Raw genomic sequence first — 19,738 nt, 5'->3', positions numbered from 1 at the left:
CCGGCTTTCAATCGCGCAAGTGCGAGCGGCATTGAACCGGCGTTGCCGATGACCCTCGACATTCCAGACAAAAATCGTCCGATCGTGCTGATCGGCCTGATGGGCGCCGGCAAGACGAAGATCGGGCGCCTTCTGGCACGCCGCCTCGGGCTGCCGTTCGTCGACGCCGACGACGAAATCGTCAAGGCGGCGGGAGCCAGCATTCCGCAAATCTTCGAGCGACTCGGCGAATCGGCCTTTCGCGAAGGCGAGCGGCGCGTGATCGCGCGCCTGCTGACGCTGCCGCCTCACGTGCTGGCGACTGGCGGCGGAGCGTTCATCGATCCGTCGACGCGGGCGCTGATCCGCTCCCGCGGTGTTTCCATCTGGTTGCGGGCTGAACTTGATATCTTGCATCGGCGCACCAGCGGCCGCAGCGGGCGTCCGTTGCTGGCGACCGGCGATCCGCGGGCGATCCTTGCGGCGCTGATCGTCGAGCGCTATCCCATCTACGCCGAGGCCGACATTGTCGTCGATACCAGCGATGAAGCGCCGGATTCTACGACCGAGCGTGTGCTTGCGGCGCTGGCCCGATATCACGGTGCCGCCGATACCCGGGTGCGGGCATGAGCCCCGACGCTAACGGCGCTTCACACGAGACGATTCGCGTCGCGCTGGGAGCACGATCGTACGATATCCTCGTCGGCGATGGCCTGCTCACCCGGGCGGGAGACCTCATCCGTCCGCTGCTGAACCAGCCACGACTGATCGTCGTCACCGACGAGACGGTGGCGGCGCTGCATCTGCCGGCGCTCACGCGAACATTGACGGGGGTTGGAATCGAGCAGGCGACGATCGTCCTGCCACCCGGCGAGTCGACGAAAGACTTTGCGCATCTGAGCCTGCTATGCGAGCGCGTCCTCGATCTGCGGATCGAGCGCGGCTCGATCCTGCTCGCCCTTGGTGGTGGAGTGATCGGCGATATCGTCGGCTTTGCGGCCGGCATCCTCTTACGCGGCCTCGACTTCATCCAGGTGCCGACCACTCTCCTGGCGCAGGTCGACAGTTCTGTTGGCGGAAAGACCGGCATCAACGCGCGCCACGGCAAGAACCTTGTCGGGCTGTTCCATCAGCCGCGCCTCGTCCTCGCCGACATCGGCACACTGGCCACGCTCGATGCGCGGCAGTTACGCGCCGGTTATGCCGAGGTGGCCAAGTACGGCCTGATCGACGATCCGGCGTTCTTCAGTTGGCTGGAGGCGCATGGAGCGCGCGTGCTCGCCGGCGATATCGCTGCGCAGCGCCATTGCGTCGCCGTGAGCTGCAGGGCCAAGGCGGCGATCGTCGCCGAAGATGAACGCGAGGCGGGGCGGCGCGCCCTACTCAACCTCGGCCATACCTTCGGCCACGCCCTCGAGGCGGAAACCGGCTTCGGCGACGCCCTCCTGCATGGCGAGGCGGTCGCCATCGGCATGGCACTGGCGTTCGATCTCTCGGTCCGCCTGGGCCTCGCGCCGAAAGAGGACGCGGACCGTGTGCGACGCCACCTGACTGCCATGGGATTGCAGGGAGATCTTGCCGTCCTCACCGGCCGGCCGACGACGGCCGACGATCTTATGCACCATATGTATGGTGATAAGAAAGTGCACGGCGGCCGCCTGACGTTCATTCTTGCGCAGGGCATCGGCCGCGCGTTCGTCCGCAAAGGCGTGGACGATGGCGCGGTGCGCGCGCTGCTCGAAGATGCGCTCGCCGAGGCGCGGCGGAGCCCATCGCCAACAACGTGAGTACCATGCCGGACGATTATTTGACGCTCACCGGCGTCGCAGTTGTCATTCTTCTCGTCATTTCCGCCTTTTTCTCCGCCTCCGAGACGGCGCTGACCGCAGCCTCGCGGCCGCTGATGCATCAGCTCGAGCAGAACGGCAATGCCCGGGCGGGGCTCGTGAACCGCCTGCACGCGCGAACCGACCGGTTGCTGAGCACCATCTTGCTCGGCAACAATTTGGTCAACATCCTCGCATCAGCCTTGGCGACCAGCGTTCTGATTCCGATGTTCGGTGACGCGGGGATCGTTTACGCCACACTGGCCATGACGCTTCTCGTTCTTGTGTTCGGCGAGATCGTACCGAAGACTTTCGCATTTCGACGTTCGAACGACGTCGCGCTATCCATCGCGCCAATCGTGCGGACGCTCGTCGTCGTTCTCTCTCCGATCACCCGCACGCTGGAACTCGTCATGCGCACGATGCTATGGGCGATCGGCGCCGGCCGGGAGCAGGCAAGCCTGGGGCCATCGCCCGAGGAACTCCGCGGTGCCATCGAGCTCCACGCCGGCGAGGGCAATGTCGTGCGCGACGAGCGGGCGATGCTGCACAGCATCCTCGATCTCGGCGAGGTGACCATCGACGAGGTGATGACCCACCGGCGCAACGTCACGATGCTCGATGCCGACGAGGCGCCAGCCGAGATCGTCGGCCAGGCGCTGGTCAGCCCGTTCACGCGCATTCCGCTATGGCGGGGGGAGCCCGATAACGTCGTCGGCGTGATCCATGCCAAGGCACTGTTCCGTGCCGTGCAGTCCCGTGGCGGGAACCTCGATGGACTGGATATCGTTGAGCTGGCGGCGAAGCCCTGGTTCGTGCCGGATTCACGAACGTTGATGGACCAGCTCCAGGCATTCCGTCGCCGCCGCGAACATTTCGCAATCGTCGTCGACGAGTACGGCAGCATGATGGGAATCGTCACGCTCGAGGACATCCTGGAGGAGATCGTGGGCGAAATATCGGACGAGCACGACATCGCCGTTCCCGGCGTGATCCGCCAGTCGGACGGCAGCTTCGTCGTGCAGGGCAGCGTCACCATCCGCGACCTCAACCGTGAACTCGACTGGCGCCTACCGGATGAGGAGGCGGTGACCCTCGCCGGCCTGGTCCTGCATGAAGCCAAGCGCATTCCGGATGTCGGCCAGACGTTCCGCTTCCATGGCTTCCGCTTCGAGATCCTCCGGCGTCACCGCCATCAGATCACCGCAATCCGCATCACCCCGCCGGCAGAACAGGAGCGCCGCGGCTAGTCGCGGTTCGACCGCGCGTGTGGCAAACGGCAGCGGGCGAGCGAGACAAGCGAGGAGAACCCAGGAAATGGCATTGAGCCGGCCGGCGCGTCGCGAGCATATACACAGCCGAGACATCCGCTGCCGTGGCTACCGCCGCGAAGACGGCCTTTGGGACATCGAGGCGACGCTCGAGGATACCAAGTCCTACTCCTTCGCCAATCAGGACCGGGGCGGCATCGTCGCGGGGGAACCGATCCATCGCATGCACGTCCGCCTGACGCTTGATGATGCGTTGACGGTGATTGCGGCCGAGGCCGAAACGGAGGCGGGACCGTTCTCGCTGTGCGATGCGATCACGCCGGTGTTCGATCGTCTGCGCGGCTTGCGCATCGGTCCCGGCTGGCGCAAGGCTGTCGTTGGGCGCATGGGTGGCGTACAGGGCTGCACCCACCTGAGCGAACTGCTGCTCGGGCCGGTGACGACGACGGCGATGCAGACCATCGCCGGCGCGCGGTCGCGCCGCCAGCAGCCGGCCGACGACGGCCGCCCGCCCCCCATCCTCGATACCTGCCACGCGCTCGCCCGCTCCAGCGACGTCGTCCGGCGACTCTGGCCGGAGTTTCACCGGCCAGCCGTGAGCGATGGCGGGCGCGCGGACGATGGCGAGTCCCCTCTCACGTAAGCACCCAGGCGCCCGTGGCCAGGCGAGCCCCCGCCCCTTTCCCCCATCTTGCGATCGCGGCGGGATCGCGATCGTCCTCATTGTCCCCGGCCGTGGGGAGACGTCGCAATGAGGCGAGCGGCGGGTTTCGGTTCATCCAGGGGTCGCTTGACGATCACCAGGGCGATCGCGGTGACGAGGGTGCCGGCGACGATGGCGAGGGCGTACCAGCCGAGGTGACTCACGGCGTTGGGAATGGCGAGCACGAACACGCCACCATGCGGTGCGCGCAGACCGCACCCGAAGTACATCGAGATCGCCCCGGCGACCGCGGACCCCGCGACCATCGATGGGATGACCCGCAGCGGGTCCTTCGCGGCGAAGGGAATGGCGCCCTCGGTAATGAACGACAAACCAAGCACGCCCGCCGCCTTTCCCGCTTCCTGCTCATCCCGGGAGAAGCGGTTGCGGCCGATGATCGTGGCGAGGCAGATACCGAGCGGCGGGGTCATGCCGGCGGCCATCACCGCAGCCATCGGCGTAAACGTATCGCTGGTCAACAGGCCGACGGAAAAGGCATAGGCCGCCTTGTTGACCGGACCGCCCATATCGACGGCCATCATTCCACCCAGCAGCAGGCCGAGCAGCACGGCGTTGGTGGTGCCCATGCTTTGCAGAAAGGCCGTCAGGCCTTCCATGATCGCGCGCACCGGAGCACCGACGACGTAGACCATCAGCAGACCGACCACGAGCGTCGAGAGTAAGGGGATGACGAGAACCGGTTTCAATCCCTCGAAATGAACCGGCAGCTTGATGAAATCACGCATCGCCTTGGCGATGTAGCCGGCGAGAAAGCCGGAAACGATGCCGCCGAGGAAGCCTGCCTGCAGATTGACTGCGAGCATGCCACCGATCAGGCCCGGCGCCAGGCCCGGCCGGTCCGCGATCGAATAGGCGATGAAACCGGACAGCACCGGGACCATGATCGCGAACGCCGCGCCCCCGCCGATCTGCATCAGCGCCGCCGGCAGCGTACCCGGCTCCTTGAACGCCTCGATGCCAAAAACGAAGGAGAGCGCGATGGTCAACCCGCCGGCGACGACGATCGGCAGCATGTAGGATACGCCGGTCAGCAGATGCTTGTACGGCCCCGCCCGCTTTTCTGCCGGCTTCGGTTTCGACGCATGACTGGCCACCTCGATTCGAGCCGCTAGCGCCGGCGCGGCCAGCGCAGCCTCGATAACCTGGCCTGCCTGCTTGACCGCCGAGCCGACCGAAGTCTGATGCAAGGACTTGCCGGTGAAACGGCTCAGATCGACGTGCGTATCAGCGGCGATGATCACAACATCGGCCCCGGCGATATCCGCCTCGGAAAGTTGATTCTTGGCGCCGACGGAGCCTTGGGTCTCCACCCTGATCTGATGTCCGGATACGGCCGCCGCCTTCTTCAAGGCTTCCGCCGCCATGAAGGTGTGCGCGATCCCCGTGGGGCAGGCGGTGATGGCGACGATGCGCTTGCCGCCGGGCGCCTCATCGGGCACAACCGCTGGCGCCCCGGTCGGTGCCGGCGCCGGGGCGGCGACAGTCGGCGCGACCCTCGCGACCGATGCGGGCGGCCGGCTGGTGATGCCGGCTTCAGTCAGGGCGTCATCGAGCACCCCTTCCGTGTCGCGGATGGCCCGGCTCGTCACCGTCTCGAAGATCGGCACCCCTTCGAAGCGCGTGCGCTCGACATGAATGTCGGCGGCGAGAATGACCAGGTCAGCGTTAGCGATGTCGTCGTCGCTGAGCGGGTCCGTGGTTCCTTCCGCGCCCTGGCATTCGATCTTGATCGTATGGCCCATCATTCGTCCGATGTTGCGGAGCGCCTCCGCAGCCATCAGGGAATGGGCGATACCGGTGGGGCAGGTGGTCACACCAATGATGTTTGCCAACGTCTTGTCTCCTCCCAATCAAGTCGCGAGCTGCCGGGTCATTACCCGGCTGCAAAATCCCTCGATCTCGTCGCGTGGCGGCAATCGCGGGCCGATCTCGCCCAGGGCACCCAAGGAAAAGGCGGTGGCGAGGCGGGCGCATTCCTCGAGGGGGAGCCGTTGCGTTTGCGCATGCACGATGCCGGCGACCATGGCGTCGCCCGCTCCGACGGTGCTCTTGACGGTAACCGGGGCTGGAGTTGCGTGAACGGCCGACGCTCCATCGACGAAGATGGCTCCATCCGCACCCATCGAGATCGCCACCAGCCCGATTCCCTGCCGGCGCAATTTGCCGGCGGCCTCGATGATTCCCCGCTCGTCGCTGAGCGGCTGGCCGACCAGCTCCGTCAACTCGTCGATGTTCGGCTTGATGATGTCGGGGCCGGATTCGATCGCCTGCGCCAGTCCGGTGCCGCTGGTATCGAGCACCACCTTGCGGCCGCGCGCCTTCAAGAGCCGGGTCAAGTCCCGGTAGCAGGATGTCGGCAGCCCTTCAGGCAGACTGCCGGAGAGGACGAACCACTCACATCCCTGGGCGACAAGATCCTCGATTACCGCGATCACCGCGTCGAGGTCAGCCGGTCGGGCCGCCACGCCGGGGAAATTGATATCGGTGACCCGGTTGCTCAAGTCGTCGACGATCTTGACATTGACCCGGGTGTGGCCGGGAACGCGAACGAACCGGTCAATCAGGCCTTTCTCGGTGAACAAGCGAACGAACAGGTCCGTGTTGCCCTCACCGAGCAACCCTGTCACGGCGACCGCATGGTTAAAACCGGCAAGGAACGCGGCGACGTTGACCCCCTTGCCGCCGGCGTCCGCCTGCGCCCAGGCGACGCGGTTGACCGCGCCGGCGGTAAAATCGGGCACGTTGGCCGTCTGGTCGATCGCGGCGTTCAGGCTGACGGTCGCGACACGCGGAACAGCGTTCATATCGCAGCTCCTTCTGCGGTGAGCGGGGATACGGTCATGCCAAAGCTCGCACGTCGGCCGCAGTTCGACAGGCGAGCGCGCGTTCGGCGAGCGCGTGGGCCTTGTCTTTCGACAGGCCGCGGATCTGCGCCTTGACCGCGGCAATGCTGGGAATGCTGACGCTGAGTTCGCGCACGCCGAGCCCGGTGAGGATGACGACCCCCAGCGGATCGCCGGCGACGCCGCCGCAAGCCCCGACCCATTTGCCCGCAGCGTCGGCAGCGCGCACGGTCCGCTCGATCATCCGCAACACCGCCGGATGCAGGCCGTCCGCCTGCTTGGCCAGCTGCGGGTGCAGACGGTCCATGGCGAGCACGTATTGGGTAAGATCGTTGGTGCCGATGGAAAAGAAATCGACCTCCTCGGCAAAGACGTCGGCCATCATCGCCGAGGAGGGGAACCTCGATCATCATGCCGATCTCGACCGGATCAGCGCCGACCGACAGCCGCACCTCCTCGGTGATTTCCTTGGCTTTCTGCAGCTCCTCGATGGTGGCGATCATTGGATACATGATGCGCACCGGCCCGGTCGCCGCCGCCCGGAAAATCGCGCGGAGCTGGGTGCGAAACAGGTCCTTGCGCGCAAGGCACAGGCGGATGCCGCGCTCGCCCAAAAACGGGTTCATCTCCGCCGGCATCTGCAGGTACGGCACTTCCTTGTCGCCACCAATGTCGAGGGTACGAATGATGATCGGCAGCCCGTTCAGCGCCTTGGTCATCGCCGAATAGGTCTCGAACTGTTCGTCCTCGCTGGGCGCGCTGTCCCGCTGCAAGAACAGAAATTCGGTGCGCAGCAGGCCGACGCCCTCACCGCCCGCCTCGACGGCATGCACCGCCTCGTCGACGTCGCTGATGTTGGCGACGACCTCGACGCGCGTTCCGCAGGTCATGATCGCCGGCTTGTAGCAAGCCTTGCGCTCAGCTTCGCGCTGCGCCTGATGATCGACCAGCGCCTGGCGGGCCTGGGCCGTATCGGCCTCCGTCGGCCGGATCACCAACAGGCCGCCATTGCCGTCGAGGATAACGTTGGTCCCGTCCGCCAGGTCGAGCACGGAATCGCCGGCGCTCACCACCGCCGGAATATCGAGCGATCGGGCGATGATCGCGGTATGCGACGTCGGACCGCCGCCGGACGTGCACAGGCCGAGGGCGAACTTGGGATCGAGCCGGGCGGTGTCCGATGGCGTCAGGTCTTCGGCGATGAGAATAACCGGCGCATCCGGAAGCTGGGGCTCGTCCTCGATCGTCTCGGCGAGCAGCTTGAGGACCCGCCGCCCCACGTCCTTAAGGTCGGCTGCCCGCGCGGCAAGCACCGCGTCCTTCATCGCGGCGAGAATGCCGGCCCGCTCCTCGTAGGTATTCTGCCAGGCCCAGCCGGCGCTGCGCCCCTCGCGAACAAGCGCCCGCGCCGCATCCAGCATTTCCGGATCGTCCAGGAATTCGGCGTGCGCCTTAAAGATGCCGGCCTTGGCTGGCCCGGACTTCTTCCACACTTCGTCGAACAGTTCCTGCAACTCGCGCTTCGAACTTTCGATCGCCCGATCCAGTTTTTTCAGTTCGGTGACGGCATCTCGGGCTGTCGCCTCAACGACGATCTTCGCCCGCACGAACTGGCGGACGGGACCGATGGCAAGACCGGGTGAAGCCGAGATGCCGGCGGCGGTGCGCGCCTCGTAGCGGATGGTCTGGCGCGCGTCGACGACCGGGGTCGCCGCATCGGCCGCCGCCTGCGCTTCGTCCTCGAGCCCCTTCTCCATGGCGGCCTTGAGTGCCGCCAGCGCACTTGCAGCGTCGGTTCCCACCGCGGTTATGCGGAGCGTCGCGCCACGCTCGGCACCCAGCTTGAGCAGCGAGATCAGGCTCTTGCCGTCAGCGACCTTATCGCCGTTGCGAACCCGCACCACTGACTGGAACGACTTGGCGAGATCGACGAACGCTGTCGCCGGCCGAGCATGCAGGCCATGCGGGTTGCTGATCGTCACATCGAAACCGTCGCCGAGGTCTTGAGAGACCGGCGTCGCGGTTGGCTCGACCGCGGGTGCAGAAGAAACGATTCCGCCCGACAGCCGTGCGGCGATCTCGGATGCATCCGTCGTCGTCGCCAGCCACACGGCTTCCGCCGGCTCGCTGAGAACGTCCGTGAGGTTGGCGAGGATCTCGAGGTGCTCGTCCGACCGGGCGGCGATACCGACGACGAGATGCACCTTCTCGCCGAGGTTCCATTCCACCCCACCCGGTACCTGCAGCACCGCGACACCGGTCTTGCGGATCAGGTCCCGATCCTTCGGGATCCCGTGAGGGATCGCAATCCCGTTGCCGAGGAAGGTATTGGCGATCTTCTCCCGGGCCAGCATGCTGGCGACGTACCCGGGCTCGATATTGCCGGCACCGACGAGAAGTTCACCGACCTGACGAATGGCCTCGGCCTTGCTGGAGGGTGTGCCGCCGATGCGGACCGCCGAGGGATCAAGCGCGAGCATGTTTTGTTTCCTCCCAGAGTTCATGATGTCGCCGCTGCTGAAACACGCCGGCTATTGCATGTCTTCGAGTTCCTTGCCTTTGGTCTCGCGAATGAAAGCGAGGACGAAGAAGAACGAGACCGCGGCGAAACCGGCGTAAAGGCCATAGGCGATGCCGAGTCCGAGATTGAAGGCGATCGGCGGGAAGGTGGTGGAGACGGCAAAGTTGGCGATCCACTGCACCCCGGCGCCCAGCGCCAGCGCGGATGCCCTGATCCGGTTGTTGAACATCTCGCCGAGAAGCACCCAGGTCACCGGTCCCCAGGAAAAGCCGAAACAGAAGACGTAGACATTGGCGGCGAGCAGGGCGACGAGACCGGCGTTCGAGCTCAGGACGGGAAAGCCATTGGCATCGACCGACGCGGTGCCGAACACCCAGGCCATCGCCCCCAGGGTCAGCAGCATACCGACCGAACCCGCCAGCAGCAGCGGCTTGCGCCCGAACTTATCAATGCAGGCGATGGCGACCAGCGTCGTCGCGATGTTGGTGATGCTGGTGATCATGGTGATCAGTAGCGAGTCGGCCTCGGTAAAGCCGACGATCCGCCACAGCGCGCTGCTGTAATAGAAAATGACGTTGATGCCGACGAACTGCTGGAACATCGACAACACCATGCCGACCCAGACGATCGGCAGCAGTCCCCACCTGCCGCGCAGATCGGCGAGCCGCGGCTTGTGTTCCCGGGAGACCGTGCGGCTGATTTCCTCGACCTTGATCGACGCGTGCGGACCGATCATCCGCGCCAGCACCACCCGCGCCTCGGTGTGGCGGCCCTGGGCGACGAGGTACCGTGGCGATTCAGGGATCACCAGCGCGAAGATGCCGTACATGATCGCCGCCGGCGCTTCCGACCAGAACATCCAGCGCCACGCCTCGCGGCCGAACCAGAAGGGCGCGGAGGCCGAACCGGCGGCCGAGCCGATGGCATAGTTTCCGAGCAGGGCGGCGAAAATGCCGATGACGATCGCCAGTTGCTGCAGCGAGCCAAGCCGGCCGCGCATCTCTGCCGGCGAACACTCGGCGATGTAGGCCGGCGCGATGACGCTGGCGGCACCAACGCCGATGCCCCCCAGTACCCGCCAGAAGATGAAGTCGGCAAGGCCGATGGGCATCCCTGAGCCGACGGCGCTGATCGCGAACAGCGCCGATGCCATGAGCATGCAGCGGACGCGACCGATCCGATCGGCGAGCGGCCCGACAACGAATGCCCCGATCGCCGACCCCAGAAGAGCCAGCGATACCGCGAGGCCGAGGCCCAGGCTCGACGCGTTGAACTCCTGCTTGAGCGCCAGGACGGTGCCGTTGATGACCGCCGTATCGAAACCGAACAGAAAGCCGCCCATCGCTGCCGCGGCAGCAATCAGGATGACGTAACCAGCATTTGGAACAACAACAACGGATTGCGATGCAGTCGTTGCCATGACTCGGTCTCCTCCCAGAGAAACCGTATTCGTTGTGAATACGTATATTTTCAGCAGTTACCTTAAAATGTAACGCCAGCCTCGAAGCCGATTACGAAGGCGTTATCGATATCCCGTTGTCCATTTGGTTTGATGATGTACTGCAGGTCGGGACGGAAGTAGATGGCGGGGGTAACCTGAACCTGATAGTTCAGCTCGAGCGCGGTCTCGGTCGATTGTTTCTCCAGGCCGGCATCGTGGCGCGCATCACTGAGCTTGTCGCTGAACCAGGCGTTGGTTACGCCGAAGGCCGTCCTGTCCATCGGCCGTGCGCCGATCAGTCCCTGATAGACCAGGCCGCCCGAGACGAAGTACGGCATCGTGCTTTCTTCTTGGTCCGGGCTGGCGACCGCGACGAAGAACACGCTCAGGCCCTGGTCCGCTTCCGGCGCCTCCCGGTAGACCATCTGGTCGAGAAGGGTATAGTAACCGCTGGTTCCGGTAAATTTCTCGGCGGCGACCCCGGTAATAAACAGGTTATTCCCGTTGGCGTCCTTCGAGACATCGTCAAAATGACCGGAATGATAGTATGCTCCGACCTTGTAATGGCCGGGCAGATCAAACAATCCCCTTTGCGGTGTATAACCAAATTCATTGAGGACAAGCACGCCATTGTCGCCGAAGGTGAAGTTGATGCCGTGATGGTTCTTGCCATCCTGATTAACGTCGCCGTCGTAGACCCCAACCATTACATACGTCTCAGGGATCGGACTTACCTTGGCGCGGACGCCCCACACGGAGGTTGGATAGGCGGTGATACCGTTCGACATATTGAAGAACGGCGCTGGCGGCTGCCCGCAGAAGCCGTTGTTGACGAAGCTACAGTAGAGCGGCGAGGTCAGAAAGTCGTCGGTTGCGGACAGGCGGCCGTAGGCGAGGTTGAGACGATCGTCGAAAAGCGAGGTCAGGAATTCGGCTTCGACCAGCCGGTAGGTCTCACCGCCACCGTAAAGCTGTTGAACGCTGATGGCGCTGCCGATGTCCTGCTTGGCGAGGCTTTCGCCCGAGCGCTGTGATCCGAGGACGCGGAACACCGTCTTCGGCACGCCGAGTAACTTTTCCAGATCGAAGTCGCCCTGCAAGAGGATGTTGTGGACGTAGGTCTCACCCTGACGCAGGCCGCCGACCGGATTGGCGAGGAATTCCATCGCGTAGCCGCCGCGAATGTCGACACCTTTGTCGGAAAGGCGGTTCCTCGCTCCGCCCCAGTCGCCGGTTATGTTGTGCTCGAAATCATATTTCATCGGCGATCCGCCCGGCTCCGGCGGGACCTGTTCCGGCAAACCCGTTCCCGGCATCTCGCCTTCTCCTTCCTGCGCGGATGCGCCCGAGCACGGCAGGCAGAACAGGACCCCCGCCGCGGCAAGGGAAAGGAGTGCATCGCTCAGGGCGCGACGAGGACGGCGGCCCCTGCTGAGCGCGATCCCAGCGGGCCGGATCGCTGACTTGCCGTATGCAACCATGGCGTCCCCTCCATCGGACTTGGATTCTTGGTTGAATTGAGGGGCATCTCAACCGATGGTCATGAACCGCTGATGTCAGTGACACTGGCGAAGTCGGTAATATTCGAAACAAACGGCCATGAAGGCGCAGGATCAGGCTCTCCCTGTGCCGCCCCTGTGCCACCTCTGTGCCACGCCGTCTCATCGCTGGGCCCGCACACGCGCCGCGTGCTGCAAAAGCCATTTGCTGCAAAAAAAAGCGCAGGCGATCTGCCAATCGCCTGCGCCGGTTGGGCCGATCACGATCTCCGGCCCGGGTTTGGGAGGTGCAGAGACATTGCCGTTCACATATGAACGGATGATGTCAGCCAGTGCGCTTCGCCTGTAGTATTTGTCATTGAATGCGTGCGCCGAGGGAATACCTGCGAAGGGGTACCTGAGATATGGCCGATCGTTCGCGTGCCATGATCGGACGGCGATCCTTGCTGTTCAATGCGGCCTGCGGGTTCCTCCTTCCGCGGCTCGCCTGCGCCGCCGACCTGCGGGCGACGGCGCTTCGCGTGATTACCCGGGATACCGAGGCAATCGGCGGCCCGGCGATCCGGCACGGACGCAGTTTCGCCAAGGCCGAAGGCATCCCGGTTACGGTCGAGCGCGCACCGTTTGATCGGCTCTACGACGAGATCATGGTCGGCTGCATTACCGGGCGCAGTGCCTACGACGTCGTCATCGTCCCGTCGGATTGGTTGGGAGATCTTGCGCCCTACCTCGCTCCGGTGCCGGAATGGCTGGTCAATTCGGAACCTTTCCGCGATATCCTGCCAGCCTATCGCGATGTGATGATGCGCTGGGAAGGGCAATGGAAAGCGGTCACTGTCGACGGTGACTTGCAGATTGGCGCCTACCGCTCGGATCTCTTTGCCGATCCAGTCCATCAACGCACCTTTGCCGAGCGCTACGGCCAAGCCCTCGTTCCACCAGAGACCTGGGAGGATTACCGACGAATCGCCGAATATTTCCATGGGCGAAGCGACTCCGAGGGCCGAACGGTCGCGGGAACGCTCGAAGCGTTCGCTCCACGGGGACAGCGGGTGTGGACGCTGTTCAGCCGCGCAGCGTGCTATGTGAACCTTCCTCAGCGGCGCGGCGCGATGTTCTTCGATCCGCAAACGATGTCGCCGATGATCGATAACCCCGGGTGGGTCCGGGCGCTGAGCGAGTACGTCGCGATCCGCCCGTTCGCGCCCGTCGACGCCGAGACCCTGGACAGCTACGACGTTCGTGCCCGTTTCGTCGCGGGGCGGGCGGCGATGAACATCGACTGGACGGACACAGGGGTGCTGGCCGCGGATGGCCGCGTGTCAGAGATCGCCGGGCGCGTCGGTTTTTTTATGCTGCCCGGCTGTAAAGAGGTGTGGAACCAGACCAAACAGGAATGGAAGCACCTGGATTCGGTTCGCCACGTTCCCTTCATCGCCTTCGGTGGATGGATCGCGGCCGTGCTGGCCGCCAGTCCCCGGATCGAGGCCGCGTGGCGATACATCGCCTGGTTCAGCAGTCCCCAACATAGCGCCGAGGATGTCCTCGACGGAACATCCGGAATCAATCCTTATCGCCGGTCGCATCTCGCCCAGGCGGACACCTGGCGTCGTGTGTTCGGTGCATCGGACCGTGCGTCTGCCTACCTTCGCGTGCTTCGCAGCAGTCTGGACTCGCCGGATGCGGCGGGCGATCTGCGAATTCCGGGATTTCGCGCCTATGCCGCAGCGTTTGATGCTGCGATCGGGAGCGCCTTGAGCGGCGCTCTTCCAGCGCAAGCAGCGTTGGCGAGCGCGGCAGCGGCTTGGCAACGGATCACCGATCGACTAGGGCGAGACGGCCAGCGTCGTCATTATCGCTGGGCGATGGAATTGGCCGAGTAACGAGAACTGATTGAGTAACAAGACAAGGGACTCATGGCAATCCGCGGCATTCAGCGCCGGTTGTTTCTCATTCTTGCGGTTGCCTCCGCTCTTGTTGCGCTCGCCAGCATCGTCGCGATCCTGGCAATGACCGATATCCGCACCAAGTTCGAGACCGTCTCGGCGCGCCAACTGCCGGAGACGACGGCCGCACTCCGGCTCGCGCAGATCGGCGAGCGCCTGCAAGGTCGGGCGCCCGCACTGATCGCGGCGGCAGATGAGGGGCAGCGGGCACGAGAGATGCAGCGGATATCCGACGACCTGAACGCGCTGCGTCGCGAAGTCGGGCTCCTTCAGGCTGCCGAAAGCCGGGAAACCGCCCTGATCGAACAGATTTCGGCGTCGGCCGCGTCGTTGCACGAGAACCTGTCGGCGCTCGGTGAGTATGTTGCCAGCCGCGCGATGCTGGCTCGCCGCATGCAGCAGGAGGTCGCCCGCGTCTTCACCTTTCAGGACGATATCCGCCAGACCCTCGGCCCCTCCATTCTTGCCATTACCGCCGCCGTCAATCGCGGTCTCGTCGGCGTCGCCACCGACGTGAACACCGAACCGCCGCATCCGCCAAGGCGCGACGTGACCTCGCAGACCTTCATCGCCGCCGTAACCGCGCAAAAGCCGCTGCTCGAGGGCGAGCGCCTGACCCAGGCTGCCGCTAACAGCCTGCTGATTGCGACCGAGGTTCGCACGCCCGCCGAGCTCAATGCCGTTCACGATCGCTTCCGCCGCAGCATCGAGGAATGGCAGGCCCTGCTGCCGGAAATGCCCGATGGCCTCCGCTCGCCCTTGCGCGGGCCGGTCGCCGGACTTGTGGACGAGGTCAGCGGCACGGGAAGCATTTTTGCGCTGCGCAGCGCCGAGTTGCAGGCGCTTGCCCGGGCGGAGGCTCTCATTACCGACAACCGCAGGCTTGCCGACGAGATGTCGACAGAGGTGGACAGGCTCGTCGCCTCCGCCAGCGTGACCGTCGGGCGGGCGGCTCACGCAATCGACGCGACGATTGCCGATCACGCGATCCTGCTCGCCGGCCTCAGCGTCGCTTCGATCATAACCGCGGTGCTGATTTCCTATTTCTTCGTCATTCGCGATCTTGGCGTCAGCATGCGGGGAATCACGGCGGCGATGGTACAACTCGCGCGCGGCGAGCACGAAACCAGTTTTCCAGCGACGGATCGCCCGGATGAAATCGGTGATCTTGCGCGGGCGTTCGTCGTCTTCCGCGACAATGCGCGGCGCATGGAAAAACTCGACGAACAGCTCGCGGAGAAGTCCAATCTGCTCGTCGCGACCTTCGATAACATGAACGATGGCTTCAGCGTTCATGGCGCCGAGGGCCAGTTGCTGGCCTGGAACCGGCAGTTCGTTCTGCTCTATGACCTCCCCGGGGACCTACTGGTTCCCGGCACGCCGGCCGAAAAGATGCGCCGGCTCGTCGTCGAGCGCGGCATACGGTTCCGGACCTCAGCCGGCATACCCATGGAAGCGCCGATCCAGCTAGCGGAACGTGTCCTCGCCGCCCAATGTTTCGAGGCACACCTCGCGTCCGGACGCATCATCGAACTGCGCAGCAACCCGGTCCCTTCGGGCGGCTTCGTAACCATCCATACCGACGTGACCGAGCGCAAGGCGGCCGAACTGCAACTTCGTCACGCGCACAAGATGGAGGTTGTGGGTCAGCTCACCGGCGGCCTGGCTCACGACTTCAACAATCTGCTAGCGGTCATTCAGGGCAATCTGCACTTGTTGCAGGATTCGCTGGCCGGACAGCAAGACCTGCGGGAACGGGCAACGCGGGCGCTTGCCGCAGGGGAGCGCGCCGCGATGCAGATCGAACGGCTTCTGGCGTTCTCACGCCGCCAGAAGCTTCGGCCGGAGATCGTCGACGTCGCAGCGCTCATCGGCGGGATTCTGGATCTGCTGGAATGCAGTGTCGGCGCGCGGATCACCATCCACACGGAGCTGGAAGAGACGCTTCCTCGGGTGTTCGTGGACCCGGGCCAGCTGGAAAACGCCTTGCTTAATCTGGCGTTGAACGCGCGCGATGCGATGGACGGCAGCGGAACACTGACGATCGCCGCCAGGACGCGCGTGCCGATCACTCCGCAGCCGGACAGGGCGACGACGCCCGATGCCAGGCAGTCGGTCGAGGTCCTGGTGCACGACAACGGTTGCGGAATGCCGGCCAACATCGTCGAACGCGTGATCGAGCCTTTCTTTACCACCAAGGCACCGGGCAAGGGCAGTGGCCTCGGCCTCAGCATGGTCTACGGTTTCGTGCAACAATCGGGAGGGGACTTCCGCATCGAAAGCGTGCCCGGGTCCGGTACGTCGATCGCCTTCACGCTGCCGGTCGCCGACCTCCTGGTTACCGCGGCCCCGGTGATCGAAGTGAACTCCCCCGGGCGTCGACCGACCGCTGATCGGCGCTGGTCCGCCGGGACGCCCGAGGGCGCGATCCTCGTCGTCGAAGACGATGCCCTCTTGCTCGAGACCGTCGCCATGCAGTTGCGCAGACTCGGCTATCGCGTGTTCACGGCTACCGACGCGGATCACGCGCTCGCATGCCTGCGGGGCAATCCGGATATCAGCCTTCTTTACACTGACGTTGTTTTGGGTTGCGGTGAGAATGGCTTTGTACTTGCCCAACGCGCACAAGCGATCGCGCCGACGCTTGAGCTGGTATTCACCTCCGCCGAGCGCCCGGAGCTTCTCGACGCGACGACGGACGCGCTGAACGCCGTCGAAATCCTCAGAAAACCGGTGCCGCCAAATCTCCTCGCGGCAGCAATGGCCCGGCATTTCAGCAAGCCTGCGGATCAAATTGATTCCACGACCGTATCGAACACGTAGCCGGCGCCCCGCTCGGTGCGAATGAGACGCGGCGCGTGCGGGTTCGCTTCGATTTTCCGGCGCAGCCGCAGCACCAGGACGTCGATGGTGCGATCGAAAACGTCGCCGCCATGGGACCGCGTCAACTCGAGAAGCTGATCCCGGCTCAACACCCGCCGCGGTGCGCTGATGAATGCTTCGAGCAGCAGAAACTCGGCGTTCGTCAGCGGGACCACCGTGCCGTCCGGCGCGATAAGCCGGCGGGTGGTGAGGTCAAGCAGATACCCCACGAAGCGGCGACAATCGTGGCCAAGCGCTGGCACCGACGGCGTGCCGCCCATCGGGCCCCGTGATCGTCTGAGTACCGCCTTGGCGCGCGCGACGAGTTCGCGCGGATTGAACGGCTTGACCACATAATCGTCGGCGCCGATCTCGAGGCCGACGATCCGGTCAATGTCGGCACCCAGGCCGGTCAATATGATGATCGGCACGTCGGAGGTCAGACGGAGCTTGCTGGCGATGGCAAGCCCGTCGGCGTCCGGAAGGCAAAGATCAAGGAGAATGAGGTCAGGAGTACACCGGCGCAACCGGTCTGCGAGTTCCAAGCTGTCGGCGGCTTCGGCGGCGGCCCATCCCTGAGCCTCAAAGGCGTCTCGAACGATTTCCCGCACCTGCGGGTCGTCATCGACGATAAGCACGTGAGTTTCTGGCGTCATCCGGCTTGTCCCTGGCCAGTACCGGTCATGGTCGTTCCGGCGTTGGCATGACCTCCCCACCGATCCGACGAGAAGCCATTCGAAGTTGTTCTTCGTTGCGATCAGTCATGGCCAAATGGCCAAGTTTGTCAACAGGCAGGAGAATGGCAGAGGTAGGGCACCAACGATCGGTTGAGGCGCTGCGCGTATGAGCCCTGCCCGCTCTTCCGGCGTGCCGCGACATGATCCTCCTCCCAACTTGAGGAACACGTTTGCCAAACCCCGGTGCCACGCGCCGGGCGATGACCAACCGCATCAGAGTGTTCCGGTTGGAATCAAGCGGTCGTCGATTGCGTCGTTGGCGTCGCACGGCCGGCCGCCACAACAAGATCACCCGGCAGCGGAGTTTCCACATGGCGCCTGGATCAGGGAGATGCCGGCGTCGCTGCAACCGGGTGCGCTCAGCCCCATGCTGGCGCGGCGTCGTCGATGACGAACTGAACGCCGGCGCTGCGGCTGCGGCCCGGCTGCAGGCGGCCGGCGAGGTGGAAGGCGGCCCCGGAATGGGCGAGGAGCGCGCGGCCAAGCGGCTGATCAGCACAGCGAAAGGCAACCGCCGGCAGGCGGGTGCCGTTGCCGTCGACCAAAGTGCAGGCGAGATGATCGCGGCCGATCCGGCGAACTGGGCCAAGGCGCACGCTTTCGATGACGAAGCGCGGCTCGGCATGGCCGGCCCCATAAGGGGCGAGAGCGGCGACCGCCTCCACCGCCAAGGCAGCCGCCCCCCTCAGCGTCAGCTCGCCGTCCACGCGCAGGAATGGCGTCGAAGCGGCCTTCAGACCTCCATTTCCTCTTAGCCGAGTGCTCAGAAAGGCAAAAACCTCCGCCACGCGCTCAGTGGCGACGGAAAACCCGGCCGCCATGGCGTGGCCGCCGCCTTTGATCAGCAGCCCCGCCGCGGCCGCGGCATTGACCGCGGCGCCAAGATCAATTCCCGGAAGCGAGCGGCCTGAAGCGATGCCCTGCTCGCCGTCGAGGCCGATCACCACCGCCGGCTTGCCGAAGCGCTCGGCCAGCCGGCTGGCAACAATACCGACGACACCGGGATGCCAGCCTTCGCCCACCGCCCAGATCAACGGGGAGTCGGCGTCCGTTCCTGGGCAATGCCGCGCAAGGACGTCGCACAGCACGTCTTGTTCAATCGCCTGGCGCTCGCGGTTGAGCCCATCCAGACGCCGCGCCAGTTTCTGTGCCTCTGAAGGGTCATCGGTCGACAACAGCCGGGCACCCAGGTCGGCCTCGCCGACGCGGCCGCCGGCATTGATCCGGGGACCAAGGGCGAAACCGAGATCGCGCTCGTTGGCCGCGGCGGTCAGACCGGCGACGTCCGCCAGCGCCCGCAACCCAGGATTCCCGCGCTGCGCCATAATCCTCAGCCCTTGCGCGACGAACGCGCGATTGACGCCCGTGAGCGGCACGACGTCGCAGACGGTGCCCAGCGCCACCAGATCGAGCCACTGTCGCAGGTCAGGCTCCGGCCGGTGGGCATACCAGCCGGCGGCGCGGAGCAGCCGGTTGGCGTCGACCGTCAGCAGGAAGGCAACGCCGGCGGCGCACAGATGAACAAGGCCACTGTCGTCGTCGATGCGCTTGGGGTTGATCACCGCGACGGCGGGGGGCAGCGCTGCCGCCGGCTGGTGATGGTCGACGACGATGACATCGAGCCCGGCGGCGGAAGCGGCGCCAAGGGCATCATGTGCCGCGATGCCGCAGTCGACGGTCACAACGAGGCTCACGCCCTCGCGCGCCAGTTTTTGCAGCGCTGGTGCGTTCGGACCGTATCCCTCGCGCAATCGGTCGGGGACATAGAGTCCTGGTGGTGCGGCAGAAACCGCCCGCAAGAAGCGCAGCAGCAACGCCGCGGAGGTTGCGCCATCGACGTCGTAGTCGCCGAACACCGCGATCTTTTCACCGGCAGCAATCGCCCTGACAAGCCGCTCGGCACCAGTGCGCATGTCCTGCAACCGGCAGGGATCAGGAAGCAGTTGGCGTAGTCGCGGATCGAGAAAAGACGCCGCCGTATCGAGGTCGACGCCGCGCGCCGCGAGGATCCGCGCGACGATGTCCGGCAGACCGTGCCGCTGCATGAGCGCCGTCGCAAGCCGCGCGTCCGCTGTCGCAAGCTGCCAGC

General features: G+C 64.9%; 13 protein-coding genes. 6 read left to right on the top strand and 7 right to left on the bottom strand.

Going from position 1 to position 19,738, the window contains the following annotated elements; genetic code table 11:
* The first annotated feature begins 48 nt into the window (after positions 1 to 48).
* From IPK66_04775 to IPK66_04760, 4 genes are all read left to right on the top strand, one after another.
* Positions 49 to 609, top strand: coding sequence for a shikimate kinase (locus IPK66_04775; protein MBK8174607.1), 561 nt, complete (start codon positions 49 to 51; stop codon positions 607 to 609).
* Positions 606 to 1,766, top strand: coding sequence for a 3-dehydroquinate synthase (locus IPK66_04770; protein MBK8174606.1), 1,161 nt, complete (start codon positions 606 to 608; stop codon positions 1,764 to 1,766). The genes IPK66_04775 and IPK66_04770 overlap by 4 nt, the downstream gene beginning before the upstream one ends.
* Positions 1,767 to 1,771: 5 nt before the next feature.
* Positions 1,772 to 3,055 (top strand): HlyC/CorC family transporter, encoded by a 1,284-nt coding sequence (locus IPK66_04765; GenBank protein ID MBK8174605.1) that lies wholly within the window; start codon positions 1,772 to 1,774, stop codon positions 3,053 to 3,055.
* Positions 3,056 to 3,122: 67 nt separating this feature from the next.
* A complete protein-coding gene (locus IPK66_04760; protein MBK8174604.1) occupies positions 3,123 to 3,719 on the top strand; it encodes a DUF2889 domain-containing protein in 597 nt (198 codons plus the stop codon).
* A 77-nt stretch (positions 3,720 to 3,796) separates the two neighbouring features.
* Here the strand turns inward: IPK66_04760 and IPK66_04755 are convergent, their stop codons facing one another.
* The 5 genes from IPK66_04755 to IPK66_04735 form a co-directional block, all read right to left on the bottom strand.
* A complete protein-coding gene (locus IPK66_04755; protein MBK8174603.1) occupies positions 3,797 to 5,632 on the bottom strand; it encodes a PTS fructose-like transporter subunit IIB in 1,836 nt (611 codons plus the stop codon).
* Between the two features lie 18 nt (positions 5,633 to 5,650).
* Positions 5,651 to 6,604 (bottom strand): 1-phosphofructokinase, encoded by a 954-nt coding sequence (pfkB, locus tag IPK66_04750; protein ID MBK8174602.1) that lies wholly within the window; start codon positions 6,602 to 6,604, stop codon positions 5,651 to 5,653.
* Complete coding sequence (ptsP, locus tag IPK66_04745) at positions 6,601 to 9,123, bottom strand: phosphoenolpyruvate--protein phosphotransferase (GenBank protein ID MBK8174601.1); 2,523 nt, start codon at positions 9,121 to 9,123, stop codon at positions 6,601 to 6,603. The genes pfkB and ptsP overlap by 4 nt, the downstream gene beginning before the upstream one ends.
* Before the next feature lie 51 nt (positions 9,124 to 9,174).
* Positions 9,175 to 10,584 (bottom strand): sugar porter family MFS transporter, encoded by a 1,410-nt coding sequence (locus IPK66_04740; protein MBK8174600.1) that lies wholly within the window; start codon positions 10,582 to 10,584, stop codon positions 9,175 to 9,177.
* Between the two features lie 62 nt (positions 10,585 to 10,646).
* Complete coding sequence (locus IPK66_04735) at positions 10,647 to 12,086, bottom strand: carbohydrate porin (GenBank protein MBK8174599.1); 1,440 nt, start codon at positions 12,084 to 12,086, stop codon at positions 10,647 to 10,649.
* A gap of 443 nt (positions 12,087 to 12,529) precedes the next feature.
* On the opposite strand from IPK66_04735, the gene IPK66_04730 reads away from it, so the two are divergent.
* Positions 12,530 to 13,987: an extracellular solute-binding protein gene (locus tag IPK66_04730; GenBank protein MBK8174598.1), complete on the top strand. Its 1,458-nt coding sequence runs from the start codon at positions 12,530 to 12,532 to the stop codon at positions 13,985 to 13,987.
* Between the two features lie 33 nt (positions 13,988 to 14,020).
* A complete protein-coding gene (locus IPK66_04725; GenBank protein ID MBK8174597.1) occupies positions 14,021 to 16,873 on the top strand; it encodes a PAS-domain containing protein in 2,853 nt (950 codons plus the stop codon).
* Here the strand turns inward: IPK66_04725 and IPK66_04720 are convergent.
* Together IPK66_04720 and recJ are read right to left on the bottom strand one after the other, a co-directional pair.
* The gene (locus IPK66_04720) at positions 16,840 to 17,568 is read right to left on the bottom strand and encodes a response regulator (GenBank protein MBK8174596.1); all 729 of its coding nucleotides are present in this window, start codon (positions 17,566 to 17,568) and stop codon (positions 16,840 to 16,842) included. The genes IPK66_04725 and IPK66_04720 overlap by 34 nt on opposite strands.
* 440 nt (positions 17,569 to 18,008) lie before the next feature.
* A complete protein-coding gene (recJ, locus tag IPK66_04715; GenBank protein MBK8174595.1) occupies positions 18,009 to 19,694 on the bottom strand; it encodes a single-stranded-DNA-specific exonuclease RecJ in 1,686 nt (561 codons plus the stop codon).
* Positions 19,695 to 19,738 lie beyond the last annotated feature (44 nt).

The organism is Rhodospirillales bacterium, assembly GCA_016712595.1.
GTDB lineage: Bacteria > Pseudomonadota > Alphaproteobacteria > Rhodospirillales > Defluviicoccaceae > Defluviicoccus.
This window is presented reverse-complemented; position numbering and strand designations above follow the sequence as displayed.

Bases quoted from the DNA above. Each gene is read 5' to 3' on its own strand.
- IPK66_04775 (MBK8174607.1), top strand. From the start codon at position 49: ATGACCCTCGACATTCCAGACAAAAATCGTCCGATCGTGCTGATCGGC.
- IPK66_04770 (MBK8174606.1), top strand. From the start codon at position 606: ATGAGCCCCGACGCTAACGGCGCTTCACACGAGACGATTCGCGTCGCG.
- IPK66_04765 (MBK8174605.1), top strand. From the start codon at position 1,772: ATGCCGGACGATTATTTGACGCTCACCGGCGTCGCAGTTGTCATTCTT.
- IPK66_04760 (MBK8174604.1), top strand. From the start codon at position 3,123: ATGGCATTGAGCCGGCCGGCGCGTCGCGAGCATATACACAGCCGAGAC.
- pfkB (MBK8174602.1), bottom strand. From the start codon at position 6,604: ATGAACGCTGTTCCGCGTGTCGCGACCGTCAGCCTGAACGCCGCGATC.
- ptsP (MBK8174601.1), bottom strand. From the start codon at position 9,123: ATGCTCGCGCTTGATCCCTCGGCGGTCCGCATCGGCGGCACACCCTCC.
- IPK66_04740 (MBK8174600.1), bottom strand. From the start codon at position 10,584: ATGGCAACGACTGCATCGCAATCCGTTGTTGTTGTTCCAAATGCTGGT.
- IPK66_04735 (MBK8174599.1), bottom strand. From the start codon at position 12,086: ATGGTTGCATACGGCAAGTCAGCGATCCGGCCCGCTGGGATCGCGCTC.
- IPK66_04730 (MBK8174598.1), top strand. From the start codon at position 12,530: ATGATCGGACGGCGATCCTTGCTGTTCAATGCGGCCTGCGGGTTCCTC.
- IPK66_04725 (MBK8174597.1), top strand. From the start codon at position 14,021: ATGGCAATCCGCGGCATTCAGCGCCGGTTGTTTCTCATTCTTGCGGTT.
- IPK66_04720 (MBK8174596.1), bottom strand. From the start codon at position 17,568: ATGACGCCAGAAACTCACGTGCTTATCGTCGATGACGACCCGCAGGTG.
- recJ (MBK8174595.1), bottom strand. From the start codon at position 19,694: ATGCAGCGGCACGGTCTGCCGGACATCGTCGCGCGGATCCTCGCGGCG.